The sequence below is a fragment of the Treponema sp. OMZ 305 genome, assembly GCF_024181325.1.
Taxonomy (GTDB): Bacteria; Spirochaetota; Spirochaetia; order Treponematales; family Treponemataceae; genus Treponema.
In genome coordinates this window covers 867,878-883,889 of record NZ_CP051300.1, presented here as the reverse complement: position 1 = coordinate 883,889, position 16,012 = coordinate 867,878, and the positions used below count along the sequence as shown (strand labels likewise).

At 43.1% G+C, this 16,012-nt stretch carries 13 protein-coding genes; 4 read left to right on the top strand and 9 right to left on the bottom strand.

Annotation, left to right across the window (positions count from 1 at the left end; genetic code table 11):
- Positions 1–356: 356 nt before the first annotated feature.
- Positions 357–947, top strand: a complete 591-nt coding sequence (locus ABK01_RS03955) for a YggT family protein (protein ID WP_212566157.1) — start codon at positions 357–359, stop codon at positions 945–947.
- Positions 948–1,027: 80 nt separating this feature from the next.
- Positions 1,028–2,785 carry an ATP-binding protein gene (locus ABK01_RS03950; protein ID WP_253676584.1) on the top strand — a complete coding sequence of 586 codons (1,758 nt, stop codon included), beginning with the start codon at positions 1,028–1,030 and terminating at the stop codon, positions 2,783–2,785.
- Positions 2,786–2,877: 92 nt separating this feature from the next.
- On the opposite strand, the gene ABK01_RS03945 is transcribed toward ABK01_RS03950, so the two are convergent.
- Positions 2,878–3,456, bottom strand: a complete 579-nt coding sequence (locus ABK01_RS03945; protein ID WP_253676317.1) for a hypothetical protein — start codon at positions 3,454–3,456, stop codon at positions 2,878–2,880.
- A 332-nt stretch (positions 3,457–3,788) separates the two neighbouring features.
- Here ABK01_RS03945 and ABK01_RS03940 point away from each other — a divergent pair, with 332 nt between their 5' ends.
- Positions 3,789–4,694 carry an Rpn family recombination-promoting nuclease/putative transposase gene (locus ABK01_RS03940; RefSeq protein WP_253676316.1) on the top strand — a complete coding sequence of 302 codons (906 nt, stop codon included), beginning with the start codon at positions 3,789–3,791 and terminating at the stop codon, positions 4,692–4,694.
- 530 nt (positions 4,695–5,224) lie between these two features.
- Positions 5,225–5,485 (top strand): RpnC/YadD family protein, encoded by a 261-nt coding sequence (locus ABK01_RS03935; RefSeq protein ID WP_212566155.1) that lies wholly within the window; start codon positions 5,225–5,227, stop codon positions 5,483–5,485.
- A gap of 175 nt (positions 5,486–5,660) precedes the next feature.
- Here ABK01_RS03935 and ABK01_RS03930 read toward each other — a convergent pair whose 3' ends face one another.
- From ABK01_RS03930 to dnaX, 8 genes are all read right to left on the bottom strand, one after another.
- A complete protein-coding gene (locus ABK01_RS03930) occupies positions 5,661–6,077 on the bottom strand; it encodes a hypothetical protein (RefSeq protein ID WP_253676315.1) in 417 nt (138 codons plus the stop codon).
- The gene (locus tag ABK01_RS03925; protein ID WP_253676314.1) at positions 6,058–6,696 is read right to left on the bottom strand and encodes a hypothetical protein; all 639 of its coding nucleotides are present in this window, start codon (positions 6,694–6,696) and stop codon (positions 6,058–6,060) included. Before ABK01_RS03925 ends, ABK01_RS03930 begins: the two co-directional genes overlap by 20 nt.
- Entirely contained in the window at positions 6,693–7,445 is a 753-nt protein-coding gene (locus tag ABK01_RS03920) for a TIGR04255 family protein (RefSeq protein WP_253676313.1), read from the bottom strand. The genes ABK01_RS03925 and ABK01_RS03920 overlap by 4 nt, the downstream gene beginning before the upstream one ends.
- Positions 7,446–7,910: 465 nt before the next feature.
- Positions 7,911–12,896 carry a hypothetical protein gene (locus tag ABK01_RS03915; RefSeq protein WP_253676312.1) on the bottom strand — a complete coding sequence of 1,662 codons (4,986 nt, stop codon included), beginning with the start codon at positions 12,894–12,896 and terminating at the stop codon, positions 7,911–7,913.
- A 332-nt stretch (positions 12,897–13,228) separates the two neighbouring features.
- Complete coding sequence (gene recR, locus ABK01_RS03910) at positions 13,229–13,819, bottom strand: recombination mediator RecR (RefSeq protein ID WP_253676311.1); 591 nt, start codon at positions 13,817–13,819, stop codon at positions 13,229–13,231.
- The gene (locus ABK01_RS03905; protein ID WP_212566150.1) at positions 13,819–14,130 is read right to left on the bottom strand and encodes a YbaB/EbfC family nucleoid-associated protein; all 312 of its coding nucleotides are present in this window, start codon (positions 14,128–14,130) and stop codon (positions 13,819–13,821) included. Before ABK01_RS03905 ends, recR begins: the two co-directional genes overlap by 1 nt.
- Positions 14,127–14,642, bottom strand: coding sequence for a DNA polymerase III subunit gamma/tau (locus tag ABK01_RS03900; protein WP_253676310.1), 516 nt, complete (start codon positions 14,640–14,642; stop codon positions 14,127–14,129). Before ABK01_RS03900 ends, ABK01_RS03905 begins: the two co-directional genes overlap by 4 nt.
- Positions 14,643–14,728: 86 nt before the next feature.
- Positions 14,729–15,976, bottom strand: a complete 1,248-nt coding sequence (dnaX, locus tag ABK01_RS03895; RefSeq protein ID WP_253676309.1) for a DNA polymerase III subunit gamma/tau — start codon at positions 15,974–15,976, stop codon at positions 14,729–14,731.
- Between the last annotated feature and the right edge of the window lie 36 nt (positions 15,977–16,012).

Below are 16,012 nucleotides of genomic sequence, written 5' to 3'. Positions count from 1 at the left end.
TACATGGAATATGTTTTTTCAAGCCCGATTTTACCGCCTATTTTTATCGCCTGATAATAGCAATCGCTCTTTTGAAAATAGATGGCGCATCTGCTCTGCGTTATCACAACATGCGTTATCGCAAAGGGCTTTACGGTTTGCATTTTAATCAGTATGTTATGGGCATCTCTAAAAACTCGGTTAGCTTTTAGAGATGCCCGACGAGTTTCAATTTAAGTTTTTATATTGTAATTACTTAAATTGAAACATCGCAAATTAAATCTAAGGAAAATCTCTAAAAATTGAAATTTTTAGAGATTTTCTTATACGGAAATGCCGATCGGCGAAATATTGCCGATTGATGTGAGGAGCCTGTTATGGTGCGTTCATTATTATTAACTGTTAGGCAGCTGATCAATGCCTATCTCTTTTTGTGTTTTATTAAGATTTTGCTGTCGTGGGTTCCTTCTGCGGCGTATTCATCATTCGGCAGGGTGTTATCATCCATTTGCGATCCTTATCTAAATTGGTTCAGACGATTCAGATTTACCCGCATCGGTATGGTCGATTTTTCACCTATTTTATCGCTCGGTATCTTGTCCATTGCAGCGCAGCTTATTACTTCCATCCTTGCGACAGGAACGATTTCCCTTTGGGTAGTATTTGTGAGCATCATGCAACTGATATGGTCGTTTATCGGTTTTATGCTCAACCTGCTGATTATTTTTTTGATTATTCGGCTTGTGTACGATCTTTTCGGTTCGTCAAACAGCTCTCCGTTTTGGTATAACTTGGATAAATTTTTAAGTCCCGTTATTGCAAAGGTTACCGGTTTTTTTCCGCGAAAGCCGCTGCAGTACCGTACCCGACTGATATTGACGATTCTCATTATCCTTTTAGTCCGTATTGCGCTTGGCCTTTTTTTCGGTTCTCTATTATTTCAATTTAAGGTAATAAGGATTATGTAGAAACCACCCTGGGCGCCTCATTTCTATTGTGTTTTTATCGGTTTTTGTATATGGTATTTATCGAAGAGGGGGATGGGAAATTGTCTTCGGGAAAAAAACTGATTAAATACAATAGCGAGCTTATCCACGATTTACCGCCGTGGGCGCAGGAACTCGCAACTAAATACTGTACCGAAACGGTCAATCTTTATTTTGTACATGGTAATATCCGTGATTTCCTGCCGCACAATCATCGGGCAAGCGCTCATTTTGTTTTTGTAAAGATATGGGATTATATTTCGGAGGTCATTTTCGGTAACAAAGATATTATCGTATTTTACGATAAATCGAGCGGCGTATCTTTTTGTATGCAAGAAATGGATCAGACCTATATTGCAACGATGCACAGCCGGTATCCCGAAGTTCCCATCGAAGATTTTTATTCCCGCGATCCCGTTAAAGCCTTTGCATATCTTGAGCGCTATTTTACGCTGAATATGGGAAGCGGCCGCAGAATGGTATTGATTATCGATTATGCGGAAACGGTTATCCCTGCGGAGGAAATCGGGAACCTCGATGCAGTTGATCGCTACTGCTTGGTTACCTTGAACCGCTGGTCACACGATCCTCAATTTACCAATGAAGATATTTCGGTTGTTATGTTGACCGAAAATCTTGCCGATGTGAATTCCCGACTCGTTGCCTCTCCTTCAACGGTTAAAGTCGCTATCCCGCTTCCGTCGGAAGCAATCCGTATTCATTTTTTAACGTATTTGCAAAATAAAGGAGAACTATTATTGGAACGTCTCCTCAATGCCGAGCGGATGGGAAAGCTGACATCGGGATTAAATCTATTAAATCTTAATCAGCTGGCAAAAGAATCGTACAACGAAGACATACCGATTACGTTTGAATACCTTCGCAAAAAAAAGCAGGAAATTATCGAAAACGAAGCGGGCGGGTTGCTGGAGTTTTTGGAAACGGAGCATGATCTCTCATTTATTGCAGGGCATGAATTTGTAAAAAAGCGCTTTAAGTCGATGGCAAAGGCGCTTAAACAGGGAAGAACCGATGTGCTCCCGATGGGCTATTTAATTTCAGGGCCGATCGGCACGGGTAAGTCCTTCCTCGTTTCGGCATTTGCCGGAGAGATCGGCATCCCGATGGTGCGGCTTAAAAATTTTCATACGCAATGGCAGGGGACAACCGAATCGAATTTAGAAAAAGTGCTGAATATTCTGCGAGCAATGGCGCCTGTTGCCGTGATGATCGATGAAGCGGATGCCGTTTTAGGAAACCGTAAAATGCAGGATGGTGTCGGTTCCTCCCGCGTATTTGCGCAAATTGCAAACTTTATGGGCAACACCGATTACCGCGGAAAAATCATCTGGTTTTTAATTACCAGCCGTCCCGATTTGTTGCCGATAGACTTAAAACGGCAAGGAAGGGCGGAGGAGCACTTGGCTCTTTTTTATCCTGAAACGCTGGCGGAAAAGGTGGAAATTTTTGAAACGCTGCAACGAAAGTTGAAAATTAAAACAAAAGATATTTCTTTTCAGAATATCATCAATAGAAAACTGAAATTTCCCGTATCCGGCGCTGATATTGAAGCTATTTTGGTTAGATCAAAAATGAATGCAAGCGCCGAGAACCATATAATGCTGACGGCAGAAGATATCGAACAAACAATCGACGATTTTATTCCGCCCTCCTATCCCTATGATATTGAATTGCAGAATTTAGTCGCCGTCCTCGAATGCACCAGTAAAGAGATGTTGCCCAAGCAGTATCAGAATATTCAGCGCTCAAAACTGGTTGCAGAAATACAGGAATTAAAACAACTCCTTGGAGAAAAATAAACCGCTCTGACACCTATTCAAATGGAAAATAGACGGCTCGGAGCGGTTTAAACCGTATTTCGATTATACAGCGTTTTCGGCTTTACACCTAATTATTTACCGGCTTTTTGTTCTTCCAGATTCGGCCACGTCAGCACCTTTGAACTTAACTGAGCAAATTCTTTTGCGGCATTTTTTGCATCACGGAGCGGAACTCCGGCTTCCTTATTTAAGGTTTGTTCAAAGAACAGTTCGATGGATTGAAATACATCGGGAAGCGGGTAAAAGAGGAAAGCAAAGTTTATACCTGTAGGCTTAACAATAGTAAATGCCGACAATGCCTCTTGCGGCTCCTTACTGAAAATAATTTTTGATTGATTTTTTGCAGTGATGATATTTGAATCTTTAAATCGCAGCGGTACTTGAAAGTCGCGCTCACGGCAGTAGGGTTCCATAGACTTATGGGAATAGTTTTCCGGTTCGACAAACAAGAAAAGTTTTTTTCCGTTTGTTTGAAAAGTTAAGCCATTACTTGTTAGGTAAATATCCTTTAGGGTCGCATAGGAAACGATCTCGTAAATACTGTACGCAGAATCTTCTTTAAAGAACGATGAAACAATATATCCTTGATCCATCGGCAGTTTCTGTTTTGCATACGCTTCAAAAAGATCCATCGCTTTAACTGTTGCCATACCTGTTCCTCCAAATTATATGCTGTCTGCTATGGGCATACTTGCCTGCTTTTCAAATGTAGCATACGATGAAAGTATATGCCATTTCTTGGCAAACTGCAACCTTTCTTACGCAGGGCAGAACGTATCGGTTATTTTCTGTAATATTCCCACAGCCTCTTTATCTGCGGAATTTGGTCTATTACGGGTTTTACCGACGGCTCTTACCAAACCAAACTTGAAACGGCAAAACTGATAAGGAATTAAAGATTGTACCTTACAAAAGCGCCTACCGATAGCTTTCAAAATCCTCATATCCATGCTATACTATAGCCATTGAGGGAGAAGCAGTTATGAGTACGGCAAACAGAAAATATAAAGATTCCGTATTTGTCGATCTTTTCAGCGAAGATGAAAAGGCAAAAGAGAATTTCCTCTCATTATACAATGCTCTGCATGGAACAACACTTAAAGATACAACACAACTAAAAACAGTCAGACTCGATCAGGTTCTCTATATGTCATTTTATAATGATGTATCTTATCTCGTTGAGAATAAAATCATAGTACTTGCAGAGCATCAATCAACCATAAACCCCAATATGCCTTTACGCTGTCTTGAGTATGTCAGCCGCCTGTATGAAACGCTCTTTGAATCAAAAGAAAAATATAGCCGTAAACTTCTTAACATTCCCACTCCTGAGTTCTATGTCTTTTACAACGGCATAGAAGACTATCCTAAAACTACAATGCTAAAACTTTCAGATGCTTTTGTAGAAAAGGTAGGCGAACCAAGCCTTGAGTTGACCGTTAAGGTAATAAACATTAATCAGCACGATAAACATCCGATATTAGCAAACTGTAAAACTATGAAAGAATACAGCATATTTGTGGAAACAGTGAGAAGATGGAAAGAGCTAGATCAGATAAACGGTTTTCAACAAGCGATTGAAGAATGCATAGCAAATAATATCTTGAAAGAGTATCTCAAACGTAAGACCAAGGAGGTATTGAACATGTTACTCGCTGAATATGATTATGAAACCGATATAGCCGTGCAACGAGCGGAAGAACATGAAATAGCCTTTGCCCAAGGCATTGAACAAGGCATTGAACAAGGTATTGAGCGCGGCATTGAACAGGGGGCTTACCAAAAAGCTCGTGAAACTGCAACCGCATTTAAAAGACTTGGAATTGATATTGCCAAAATAGCAGAAGGAACCGGCTTAACCGTACAGGAAGTTGAAGCGTTGAACTAATTCAGAATTATGTCTTGCGCTCTCCCCCACAAAAATAAAAACACCCACACCCATGTAGACACAAAAAGAGCCGATAAGCATTAAACCAGTTCGGGAACTCACCTTTCTAAACAGGTTACCTTGAAATGCAAGGTTCACTCATCCGGCGCTTTGCTTTTTGCGTCTCCCCTACTCCATCATCCCCACTATGGATGCCGCTTCTGCGCAGCCAGCACCTTTTGAAAATAGACGGAGTAGATGCTTTGCCAGCAAATGTACATCCGTGTACATTTGCTGGCGGCGAGTTTGCTTTCGCAAACATCGCTGCTGCATGGAAACACGGACATCCGTGCCCGTCCTGATACGTTGAGACGATGCAGGCGCCCATGTATTTTAAAACCAACACTTTTGAAAATAGATGGTGTAGATACGAGGCGCGAGCACAAATTAACCGCAGGCGTATCTTTGATACGTTGAGGATTAATTTGTGTGCAGCAACGAAGTAGATACGCCGTATATTTTCAAAAGGAAATCGAAGGGGGTCATAAAATATGTTAGTAGCCGAATACGATTATGATACGGACATTGCGGTACAGAGAGAAGAGGCAGGCAGAATAGCCTTTGCCAAGGGGATATCTCAAGGAATACAGCAAGGCTTTGAACAAGGTGCTTATCAAAAAGCCCGTGAAACTGCTAAAAACTTAACTGAAATGGGTTTTGCTGTAGAAGCTATCTCAAAAGCTACCGGCTTAAGCCTTGAAGAAATAGAAAGGTTACAATACCTCAGACCCCACTACCAACTCCAGCCATAAAAAATCCCCCGACGGGAGAGAGTAAACCTATATTAGCTTAAACCTCATTTCATCTTAGTATACTCAATAAAGGAATCCCAAGCCATGCAAGCACTGGCTTATTTGTCCCACCCTCAGTATAGTTGTCTATCATCACACAGTTAAACTCAGGGATGCTTGCATTGGGCTTAAATATTCACACAACATCAAACCAAGAGGAATTTGCTACAAAAGCTTCGCATACTGGAGCTTTTTTTAAACCAATAATCAATGAATGAGCAATATTTTCACCGTGAATATCATGATCTGATGATGTTATTGGACTATATTTAATCGATTGATGCCACTCACGGATTATCTGTGTACTTCTTTTTGGATTAACCGGATTACGAATTGCTTCACAAACATTAATTTGAATTATTCGCGTCTTTCCTTCAGCAATATGAAATGATGTTGATGGATCTTGCCTAAATAATTTCCAATCGCAAGAAAGGCTTCTATCCATAAAAATAGAAATCGGAATTTCCAACTGTCCGTCTGGGAATGCTGCCGGATTACAATAGCGAAAAAGAACTTCTCCGTTCGGTATTTCATCATTCGGTTGGTAATTCATTAATTAGCCTATATTGATAAATTATTTTATTAGCATCCATACTTTCCGTAATTGAATAATAGTAATCATAATACTTTAAATCAATATCAATTGTACCTTCATTAAATATTGAAACATACATGGCATTATTTTCATTGATATGTAACTCAAAACAAATGCCTCCGCTCGGTATGGGGCCTATAATTATTTTAGGGATTGGAAGATTTCTTTTGTTGAGTATTAATCGCGTAAGATCTGATAAGAACCTTTTTCCAACAGAAAGTGAAATTTGACTTGGAATTTCTGATTTACCATTAATCCAGTTGTTATTTAAACTAGAAAGACTATCGAGATATTTTTTTCTATTCATTAATAATAGAGCAAAATTTTGTTTTTCAACAATAGCCCAATTATCCTCTGTTTTAATTTTCTCAAAAAAAGAAATCTTTGAATTTTGGTAAATAGGTTCTAAATTATCCTCAAAAAAAGAAATCTTTGGATTTTGGTAAATAGGTTTTAAATTATCCTCAAAAAAAGAAATCTTTGAATTTTGGTAAATAGGTCTTAAATTATCCTCAAAAAAAGAAAAATTAGATAAAGTACTATTTTGAGAGATTATTCCATTATAGGAGTTTATCATAACCATTCCTTCTTTAGGTTGTCAGTAAAAAGATTCTCAAAGATAAATGATTGTTTCTTATGAGCTTCTTCAAACCATGTTGTAAAAGTAAAACCTTTCAAATTTCCTCGTAATACAGTTTCTATTTTAATTACTTGACTTCCCTGTATTGAAGTGGCGGTATTAATATTGACTAGCCCAAATCCATTCAATTCACTATCTTCATAAGTATACTTAGCGAATAAATTATTGTAACCTTCTTTTGAAAAAATAGGCGGAGTAGAAATATTTATAAGGTCATTAACTTTGCTTAATTCAGGAATATAACGCTGCCAATCAATTCTATCTCCATACGAAAGGTCGAGCATATTGATATCTTCATACATATTAATATTTAATATTTCTTTAATGGAATCCAGAATACAAACAAATTGCTTATATACAGCAGAATATCCTATATAATTACCTACAGATTCTGAATCATTTCTAATCCAGTTTAAATAGATAGTGTTCGATTGGATTTGTAATAACCATTTATTATCAGAAGACCTGCGACGTAATAGCAAAGGCCCACTTAATAACGGATCTAAATTTGGAAGTAACTGAAACCCATTGAGATTCTCAACTACTAGTGGTGAAAGTATTTCCAGCAATGGAAATTGATTTTTAAAATGACCATTCAAAAAGAAAATATCATCAGAAGAAAGCTTCTGTTTTGTATATACAACGCCAAATATAACTTCTGAAATAGGAGCTTTTGTATATTTCATATAGTTCCTCCTAATTTTTATATCATAATCAGTCTTATGATATAAAAATTTTCGCGATTAATTTCTTTTTGGACATTCACAACTTTCAACATTTTTTTATCTGTGACTGCCTCTCATACATATTAGATTTTTTTGATATTAACTCATTTATTCGTTTTTTTCAACTGTTCGCTTTCATATTTTTGTTAGTCTCCCCCTCATTAAAAGCAAGCAGTGTTCCATCCTGCACACCAACACAGAACGCTGCCCCATAACACCACAACAGCCCGGTGAGCAATGCTCACCGGACTTTTTGCTTTCAGCAATCCCCTTAATTCCTCATCTTGAATTAAGGGAAACTCTGCATTCTTAATTACGAATCTCCTCCCTGCCGCGGGCAGAGAAAAAGATTACAAAAAAGGCATTGTTAAAAAACTTCCATTTTTTAACAATGCCTAAAACTTTTATTTTACTTTACAAAAGCAACTACTTGCCTACATAGAAAGCAGCACGGTAATCCGAACCGGTGGTAAACCCTACCGCAACAGGCATCATACCCGTAGCATTGTAATGCTTTGCCTGTGTTTCAATGCAAATACGGCTGTTTGCAGCACGCTCGTTAAGAGGAGCCGTCATTGTTTCCCAGCCTTCCACATTCGTCCCCGTATTGTTAAAGTCCATAGATGTTTTATAGGCAATGCGGATAGCATCGTATGAATTGGGACGGGACACATACGTGATATACGGAGTTGCGCCGTCCATGGTCATATCTATAGACGTACCGGAATCATCCAGTACTTCCGAATCGCCAAAACCATACTTTGTTGAACCGTCATTGGACATATTTGTAGATTTTACGTACACGAGCTGCCCTCTGGTGTTCTGGAATGCGATATGCAGAACTCCGTCGCTGCCGACACATGCATTGATGTAGTCGCTTGCAAGATTACCGTTCGGATCCGAAGAAGTGAGAACCTTTTGAATTTTCCAATCGGTAGGCAACGTAGGCTGTTTTTTCGTACTTCTTGCAAGGCGCAAGCTTCCTGTAGCAGCATCCATGTACACTACAACGGGATATCCGTCCTTAGTTACCGTAACGGCGATGGACTCCCACACCGCATTTGAAACGGAAAGGCCCTCTTCAAAGCTGTTCGTGTTCAGTATATATGGCTTCGCCACAGCAGTTGAACCGTCAGGATTTACAAATGTAAATGTTTTTTGAACATCCGGAGCAGACGTCGGAGCGTCAGGTACTTTGCATTCGCTATCGGTTACATCGGTATTGCCGTCTATAACGCACCACGGAAGTGCCTTGCTGCTTGTATCCGGCTTTTTGCTGTCATCCACCCATGCAAATTTTACGGCACCGGTCAGCCGGTCGTAGTAAACCGTATAAATATTATCTCCGGAACGCACTGTCCGTATGTTTTTAAACTGCTGCAATTCATTATCATAGGTAAACAGTTCAAACCGGTATATTTTAAAATAATTCGGGACTGTACTGACCTCTACCAGCGGTGCATCTTTATCATAGAGATATAAGCCGCCGGCACTTGCAGACTGAGTATCATTCCAAGGGAAAGCAGGATCACCGTTTCCCCAGTCAAAATCACGGCCACCGTGATAATTTGCAGCATACAAAACATTTACTTCAGTTCCATCTACGGTTATATCGGTTTCTTCCGGCGGGTCATATCCGGTAAATACTCTTGTTGCACCATCTCCGGCTGTAACAGCACCACCTCCCGTGAATGCATTTGAATAGTACACTTGCGACTTTGAGTAATTGCTGAACGAAGCATACAGTGTTCCGTCAGCGCCTTTACTCATTGCAGGATATATGGCATTTTTGCTGCCCTTAAACGTATCTTCTTTATTTACACGCCAGATATGCGCAAACCTGTCGTCGGAATGTTTTGCGGTTCCGTATGTATCGGATTTTTCCATATTGCTTTCGGTATACGCATTTGTATTATTCACCGCAGCGACACCGTTTACCACAAGATGCAGATATCCGTCTTTTGCCGTATCGGGAACTGTAAAGCTAAAACTCTTCTTATCACCACTTAAAGTAAGACTCTCCATTGCAACTGAAGAACCGGTTCCGTCTTTATTTTCAGTAATCTTTAAAGAGGGAGCGTTTCCTTCAAAGTTAAAGCCTGTAATCGCATTGCCAGCTTCCCCACGGAGTAAGGGTATCGCGCCGCTTCGCGCTCTGTTTGTATTGTATGTACTATTTCTGCTGACACCGGTAATATACGGCACGACATCGACCTTCCTGCTATCAAACGCGGTATTTGTTTGAGCGGTATCTTTTACCGTTACGGTAATGATTTTATCGGTTCCGACGACGCCTGTTATCTTTGAGCTATCCCAATCGAGCTGCCATTTAACGGTATGCCCCTTTTCAACACTGAACTCATTCGATACAACAGTAAACTTCCATCCGTTTGTATCAACATTACCGGATTCTACCGTAAAATTACCGGTTGAAGTACTATACGTTGCAAGCCTGTGACCTACTTGAGCATCCGTAGTACTTGCGCCAGTAAATGTAAAGCCGTCGATCTTTGCCCAAATTTCCGTGATAACCTGATCGTCATACGCAGTTCCCGTAATGCTTATCTTACCGGAAACTTTATCATCCTTGTCCATAAGGCCGGTTGTTTGGTTAAAAGTACTTGGTAAATCGGTTCCTATTTCGATGTGACCGTTATCGCGGCTGTTGCCGTACAAGCTGTTTTCAGTTTCGGAAACCCACTTAAATGGATTTATCTCGTTTGTGGGCGCAATTCTGTCTGTAGTATCGACAATAACATCAAGTTCCAGTTCTGCCATCCACGTATCGGTACCGCAAGTTAACCCCTGTGCAGAATCCCATACGGTAAGAAGAAGCTTACGCTTTTTGGGGTCGCTTGTGGCAAGGTCATCACTTTGACCTATTTTAGTAAAATCAGCCGCACTCAGCGTAATGACACCGTCTGCCGGTAAATCTGTTAAACCTTTTACTTCCTGACCGTTTGTTACGCATTTCAGCGTATACTTTTTATCTCCGCTTCCGCCGACAGTTCCAATTTTAATGTGCGACGTATTGTTTTTAAACCTAAACGTACCGCCGTCAGCTTTACCGTGCCAATCGTATTTTTCACTGTCGATACCGTCAGGATTTGCTGCGTTATATGTCAGCGTCAATGTTTTGGTTTCAACCACCGTAGAGCCGACATCTGCGATAGTGCCGTTCCGGTTCATATCCGTTCCCAATGCTACAGCACTTATCTTCAAAGGCTCCTTTTTAAGTTTTACCGGTACTTCAATCGGAGCAGAGGCATTATTTGCACGGTCAATCGGCGTAATGACGATTTTCCCCGTACCATCTACAAAACTGCTGACATCGAGTTCACCTTTCCATGTGACAAAGTTGACATCACCGTTACCGACATCCGTTCGCACGCCGCTCGGAAACTCTAACGTAACTTCGCTTGCCGGAACTCCATTATAGCTTACTTTGACCTTTTCAACCCCAGCGCCTACATCATACGCAGCGCCGGATACCCACACTTTACCGCTACTGTCAGGCCTCAAATATTCAATGGGGCTGTAAATAAGATATCCCTTTGTAGGATTCGCCGGAGCAGACGCAAGCGTAACCTTCCCCGTACTCTGATCAAATGCGGTAATTGCAATATCTTCCCCTGAGGTAAAAACCTTCATCGAAGCATTGATATTGCTTCTCCCTATTAACCCAGTGTCGGTAAACGAAGCTCCGCTCACCTGTACAATACCCGATGAATACATTTTTGTACCAAACACCGCGGTTGGAACGCTGTTATCATACTTAAAGGAGAATGAAGTTGAAGCCGTTAACCCCTCTATATCTCCTTCTTTTTGTTTTTTAGCCTTTATCGTAACATTAATCGTAAATCCGTTATTATTTGCAGGGTTCCCCGTCGTCTTTAACGGTATCCGCATCTTGTAGTTATGACCGTCTGCTTCAAAACACTGCTGATTATGCAGCTGATAGCCGGTTATCTCACTGTCTCCCGTTAAAGAAACAGACGTACCGAGATAGCTCCCGCTTATATCTATCCTTTCTATACCGGCATCATGCGATAACTCTGCACATAAATACAGTCCATCTCCCTTGATCCACATATTTGAAACATAGTCTTGGTTTTCGGGGTCAATCTGCCCGGAAGGAATAGCCGTACCGATCTTACTTTCGCTTGCAACCTTCATATCGGTAATAGCCGGAGCCTCCTTATCAACGGTAACTTTAATCGGCTCTGTCCATTGTCCGACTCTCCCCTTCTCATTTTTGCCGCACAATCTAAACCAAATAATCCGCTGCCGTTCGCTTGCTGCTTCAAATTCCTTACTTCCGTTTATTTCTACCGACCAATACGAACTTCCCGCCGTATAGCTTAATGGTTTCCCATCGGCAGGGCACCACTCGCTTTCGCCAAACAGAGCGCTCCGGCTAAAATCCGGTTCATTGGGGTTTTCAGGTTTGGTGTTATCGGTAATTTGAATCAGTACAGCATTGACCACTCCCGCTGCCGGATTAGGTACCTTCACGGTTCCCCATATACGGATCCTTCCGCCTAATACTTTATCCGCTTCAGGCGACAATACCTTTACTTCCGGAATATCTCCGTTCGGGTCTACTCTGATTATTTGACTGATAATACCGGCATTGCCTGCTTTATCTTCAACTAAAAAGAACAGCGGTATATCATATAGTTCTACTCCCGCTGCGAGCCCGTCAACTTGTTTACCGATCCTTTCAGCTTTTGTTTTCTGCGTGATATTATCCCCATCGGTAAAAGGGATAGCCCATGTATCTCCCGATATCTCAAGCTCTTTCCACTCGCGCGAGGTTTCTGCGGGCTTTACCGTTATATCACTGCTATCTTGTTTACCCACGATATATTTTATGCTTTTGACGCCGCTCGGTATATCGATAATCGAACCGCGCATCGTAAAATCACCACTTTGACTTTTCGATAAATCAGGACTCAGTATTTCTACTTCGGGTGCTCTATTGTCTATTTTATAATTCTTGGTAAATGTGCTTGTCTTTCCGCCTGTATCGGTAACCGTAACCGTTACTTCATACTCTCCGTCGGGAAGAGCGCATCTATTTCCTTTCACTTCATTGTCTATATGGGTACTCCACAACACCGATACGCTGCCCTTACTAAAGTCATTGGCCTCATACGTTTGGCTCGTTTCTTTCGTTTTGATATTTTCAAACACAACCGAAACCGATTCGACTCCATCGTCATCGCTCGCCTTTCCCCTTAAAACAAATGAACCACGTATCGCACCTACCCCATCAGGAGCGGTAATCTCTCCATTTGGCGGAAGAATATCTATCTGACCGCCTAAACCGATACTGTTCTTACAGGTAAAACCTGCAATGGCAGCAAGCACAATCAGTGCAAAAGATACTATACGATTCTTCTTTTTCATAAGCTTTTTCTCCGCTTTATTTAGTAAGCACCCTTAACACATGAACCCGTGCTGTTAAAAGCGCACTTCTATTACTGCTGCATATACGCCGCAGCAGTAATTTTTCATCGTCTTGCTTTCCCGTTTGAGCGGTAACGGCATGCTCGGCACAACTTTCTGCTATCCCGCTTCTCATATCGGCAGAAATAGCTCAGCATTTTAATGTTGCTAATGATAGACTTTTTATACGATTACTTTTGCAGATAACTTTTAGAGAACGGCTCTATGCCGCATAGATTACTAAATACTCTGTAATGATATACTGATAATCCTATGCTTTGTCAAGCAAAAGCTTAAATCTTTATCCGGCCTTTAAAGCTGCGCATCAGCGTCAGTTTATCGGTGTACTCCAAGTCGCCGCCGACCGGCAGTCCCGATGCAAGGCGGGTAACCTCGACGGGGAGATCGCGCAGTACCTTTTGGATATAAAGGGCGGTGGTATCCCCTTCGATTGTCGGATTGGTTGCAAGGATCACTTCTTTTACCGCCGTCCCGCTGCCGATGCGCTTAACGAGGCTTGCGATGCGGAGCTGTTCGGGGCCGATACCTTCAAGCGGGGCGATGACGCCGCCGAGTACGTGAAAAAGCCCGCGGTACTCGCCCATGCTCATCAGCGTATAGACATCCTGCGGTTGTTCCACGACACAGATACAGGAGCCGTCCCGCCCCGGATCGCTGCAGATAGAACACACATCCTGATCGGTAAAAGCGCCGCATACGGGGCACGGCTTAATGCTGTCGTGAAGTTTATAGAGGCTATCCGCCAGCCGGTGGGCATAGGGCGGCTCTTGTTTGAGGATATGATACGCGAGCCGTGCAGCGCTTTTTTTCCCGATACCCGGCAGGCGGCATAAATTATCGATAAGGTCTTCGAGCGCATTCATTATGACGGCATTCCTCCCGCAAGCGCGGCGAGCGGCCCCATCTTTTCCTTTAATGTATCCTTAATTTTTTCTATCGCATCGGTATGAGCGGATCGGATCAGGTCTTGTAACATCGGAATATCGCGGTTATCGACAGCGATGGGATCCAATTCGATTTTTACCATATCGAAGGTACCGCTGAGTGTTACTTTCACCAAGCCGCCGCCCGAAATGCCTTGCACGCGGAGCGCCGCCAACTCTTCTTGCATTTTCCCGAAATGAGCCTGCAAGTCTTTTGCATTTTTCATCAATTCAAAAGGATTTATATTCATTCTTCTTCCTCCGGTTCTTCTACAACCGCTTTTTTCTGTATGTCAACGATGCTGCCTTTGATATTACGCATGACCATCTCTACTCGCGCGGGGACGGCTACTTTTTGCGCTGTCTCTTCTTGGGCAAGCGTTATCTGTATTTTCAGCTCTTTGCCGTAGAGCTCCGCCGTCTTCCGGGTTAGGATATTTTTTTCCCGCTGCAGCTGCTGTACTTCAAAAGGCGTATGAACGGACATATACAGGATGCCGTCCCGTTCGTTCCAGTTGAGCGTTTTACCAACCGCCGCCGACAACATTCTATGTTCTATCAGCAGATGCTGAACGAGCGCCTCTTTAAGTTCGGCAATGCTTTGGATGCGAAGCGGCGGCGGGGGTTCCGCCGGAGATTGGCGTACCACCGAAGGCTGCGGCACTACCGAAGATTGATGTCCTGCTGCCGATGGACGAATCTGCTGTACCACTATTCCGGTTGCCGGATGTTGATTATAACCCGTCGGCGCATTGACGGGCATTCCGGCAGACTGCGTGCCTGCTGTTCCTACCGGAGCATTGACCGGTATCCCGGTCGATGCGGTGTTTCCGTAAGCGCCGGCAGCCCTCAGCGAGGAGAAGCCGCCGGTCTTAAAAAAGGGGAGTCAGCCCCGCCTTTTTGCGGCGCCCCGCTGCCGGGCAACGCTCCGGTTGCCGTGCGAGCCGCCGGTACACCTGCGAGCAGCGCTTGAGCCGCATCAAAGGCCTCTTTCAGTTCCTTGGGGGAGACATAGTCGGAAAGCCACGCAAGGCGGGAAACCGTCAATTCCAGTTCATAGCGAGGATTAAGCGAGAAGCGGAGATCTCTGAAAAGCTGCAAAAAAAGATACAGCGCGCGCTCAAGCTGCTGCGCATCCCATCCCGTCAGTATCTCCTGCGGGAACCGCTCCGCACGCTGCCCGATCAACGCCTCTTTTGTGATGCCTTGTTGTATCAATAGAAGGCTGCGGATATAGTTGGTGCAGTCTACCGTAAATTGCTCGGTGGAAACACCGTTCTGTAGAATGGTGTCAAGGGTGAGCAGCGCGGCGGCTGCATCCTTTTGAACGCAGGCTGTCAGCAAGGCGCCAATCGAATCGGTACCGGTTAAACCGAGTGTGCTCTGTATTTTTTCAAAGGTGATATGCCCGTCAGAAAAAGCAGCAACCTGATCGAACAGCGTATAGCAATCGCGCACGCTTCCGGTAGCCTCACGCGCAATCCAGTACAGCGCCTCGTCGTCAGCCTCGATATGCAGCTCCGCCGCTGCTTCCGCTAAAGCTTGTTTAAGCACTTCAACATCGACTAATTTAAAATTGAAGTGCTGACAGCGGCTTTTGATGGTCGCCGGAACCTTGTGCAGTTCGGTCGTTGCAAAAATAAAGATAACATACGGCGGCGGCTCTTCAATCGTTTTCAGCAACGCATTGAAGGCGCTCGTAGAAAGCATGTGCACTTCGTCGATAATGTAGATTTTATACCGGCTGGTATTCGGCGGAAAGAGGATTTCGTCCTTGATTTGCCGCACATCATTGACGCTCGTATTCGAGGCGCCGTCTATCTCGATAACATCGATGCTTGAACCCGCTGTAATTTCGCGGCACGAGGTGCAAACTCCGCAGGGAGTAGCGACTGTTCCCGTTTCACAGTTAAGCGCCTTGGCTAAAATACGCGCCGAACTGGTTTTACCGCATCCACGCGGCCCCGAAAAAAGATACGCATGGGCTATTTTCCCTGCTTCAATGGATTTTTGCAGCGTCGCCGCAACAAAATCCTGCCCTAATAAATCTTCAAATCGCTGAGGCCTGCGCCGTGTCGCAGTTACTTGGTACTCCATCCGGGTATAGTATCATAAATTGCGGTTTGGATAAAG

Excerpts from the sequence above, each read along its gene's own strand:
- ABK01_RS03955 (WP_212566157.1), top strand. The coding sequence starts at position 357 with ATGGTGCGTTCATTATTATTAACTGTTAGGCAGCTGATCAATGCCTAT.
- ABK01_RS03945 (WP_253676317.1), bottom strand. The coding sequence starts at position 3,456 with ATGGCAACAGTTAAAGCGATGGATCTTTTTGAAGCGTATGCAAAACAG.
- ABK01_RS03940 (WP_253676316.1), top strand. The coding sequence starts at position 3,789 with ATGAGTACGGCAAACAGAAAATATAAAGATTCCGTATTTGTCGATCTT.
- ABK01_RS03935 (WP_212566155.1), top strand. The coding sequence starts at position 5,225 with ATGTTAGTAGCCGAATACGATTATGATACGGACATTGCGGTACAGAGA.
- ABK01_RS03930 (WP_253676315.1), bottom strand. The coding sequence starts at position 6,077 with ATGAATTACCAACCGAATGATGAAATACCGAACGGAGAAGTTCTTTTT.
- ABK01_RS03925 (WP_253676314.1), bottom strand. The coding sequence starts at position 6,696 with ATGATAAACTCCTATAATGGAATAATCTCTCAAAATAGTACTTTATCT.
- ABK01_RS03920 (WP_253676313.1), bottom strand. The coding sequence starts at position 7,445 with ATGAAATATACAAAAGCTCCTATTTCAGAAGTTATATTTGGCGTTGTA.
- ABK01_RS03915 (WP_253676312.1), bottom strand. The coding sequence starts at position 12,896 with ATGAAAAAGAAGAATCGTATAGTATCTTTTGCACTGATTGTGCTTGCT.
- recR (WP_253676311.1), bottom strand. The coding sequence starts at position 13,819 with ATGAATGCGCTCGAAGACCTTATCGATAATTTATGCCGCCTGCCGGGT.
- ABK01_RS03905 (WP_212566150.1), bottom strand. The coding sequence starts at position 14,130 with ATGAATATAAATCCTTTTGAATTGATGAAAAATGCAAAAGACTTGCAG.
- ABK01_RS03900 (WP_253676310.1), bottom strand. The coding sequence starts at position 14,642 with ATGCCCGTCAATGCGCCGACGGGTTATAATCAACATCCGGCAACCGGA.
- dnaX (WP_253676309.1), bottom strand. The coding sequence starts at position 15,976 with ATGGAGTACCAAGTAACTGCGACACGGCGCAGGCCTCAGCGATTTGAA.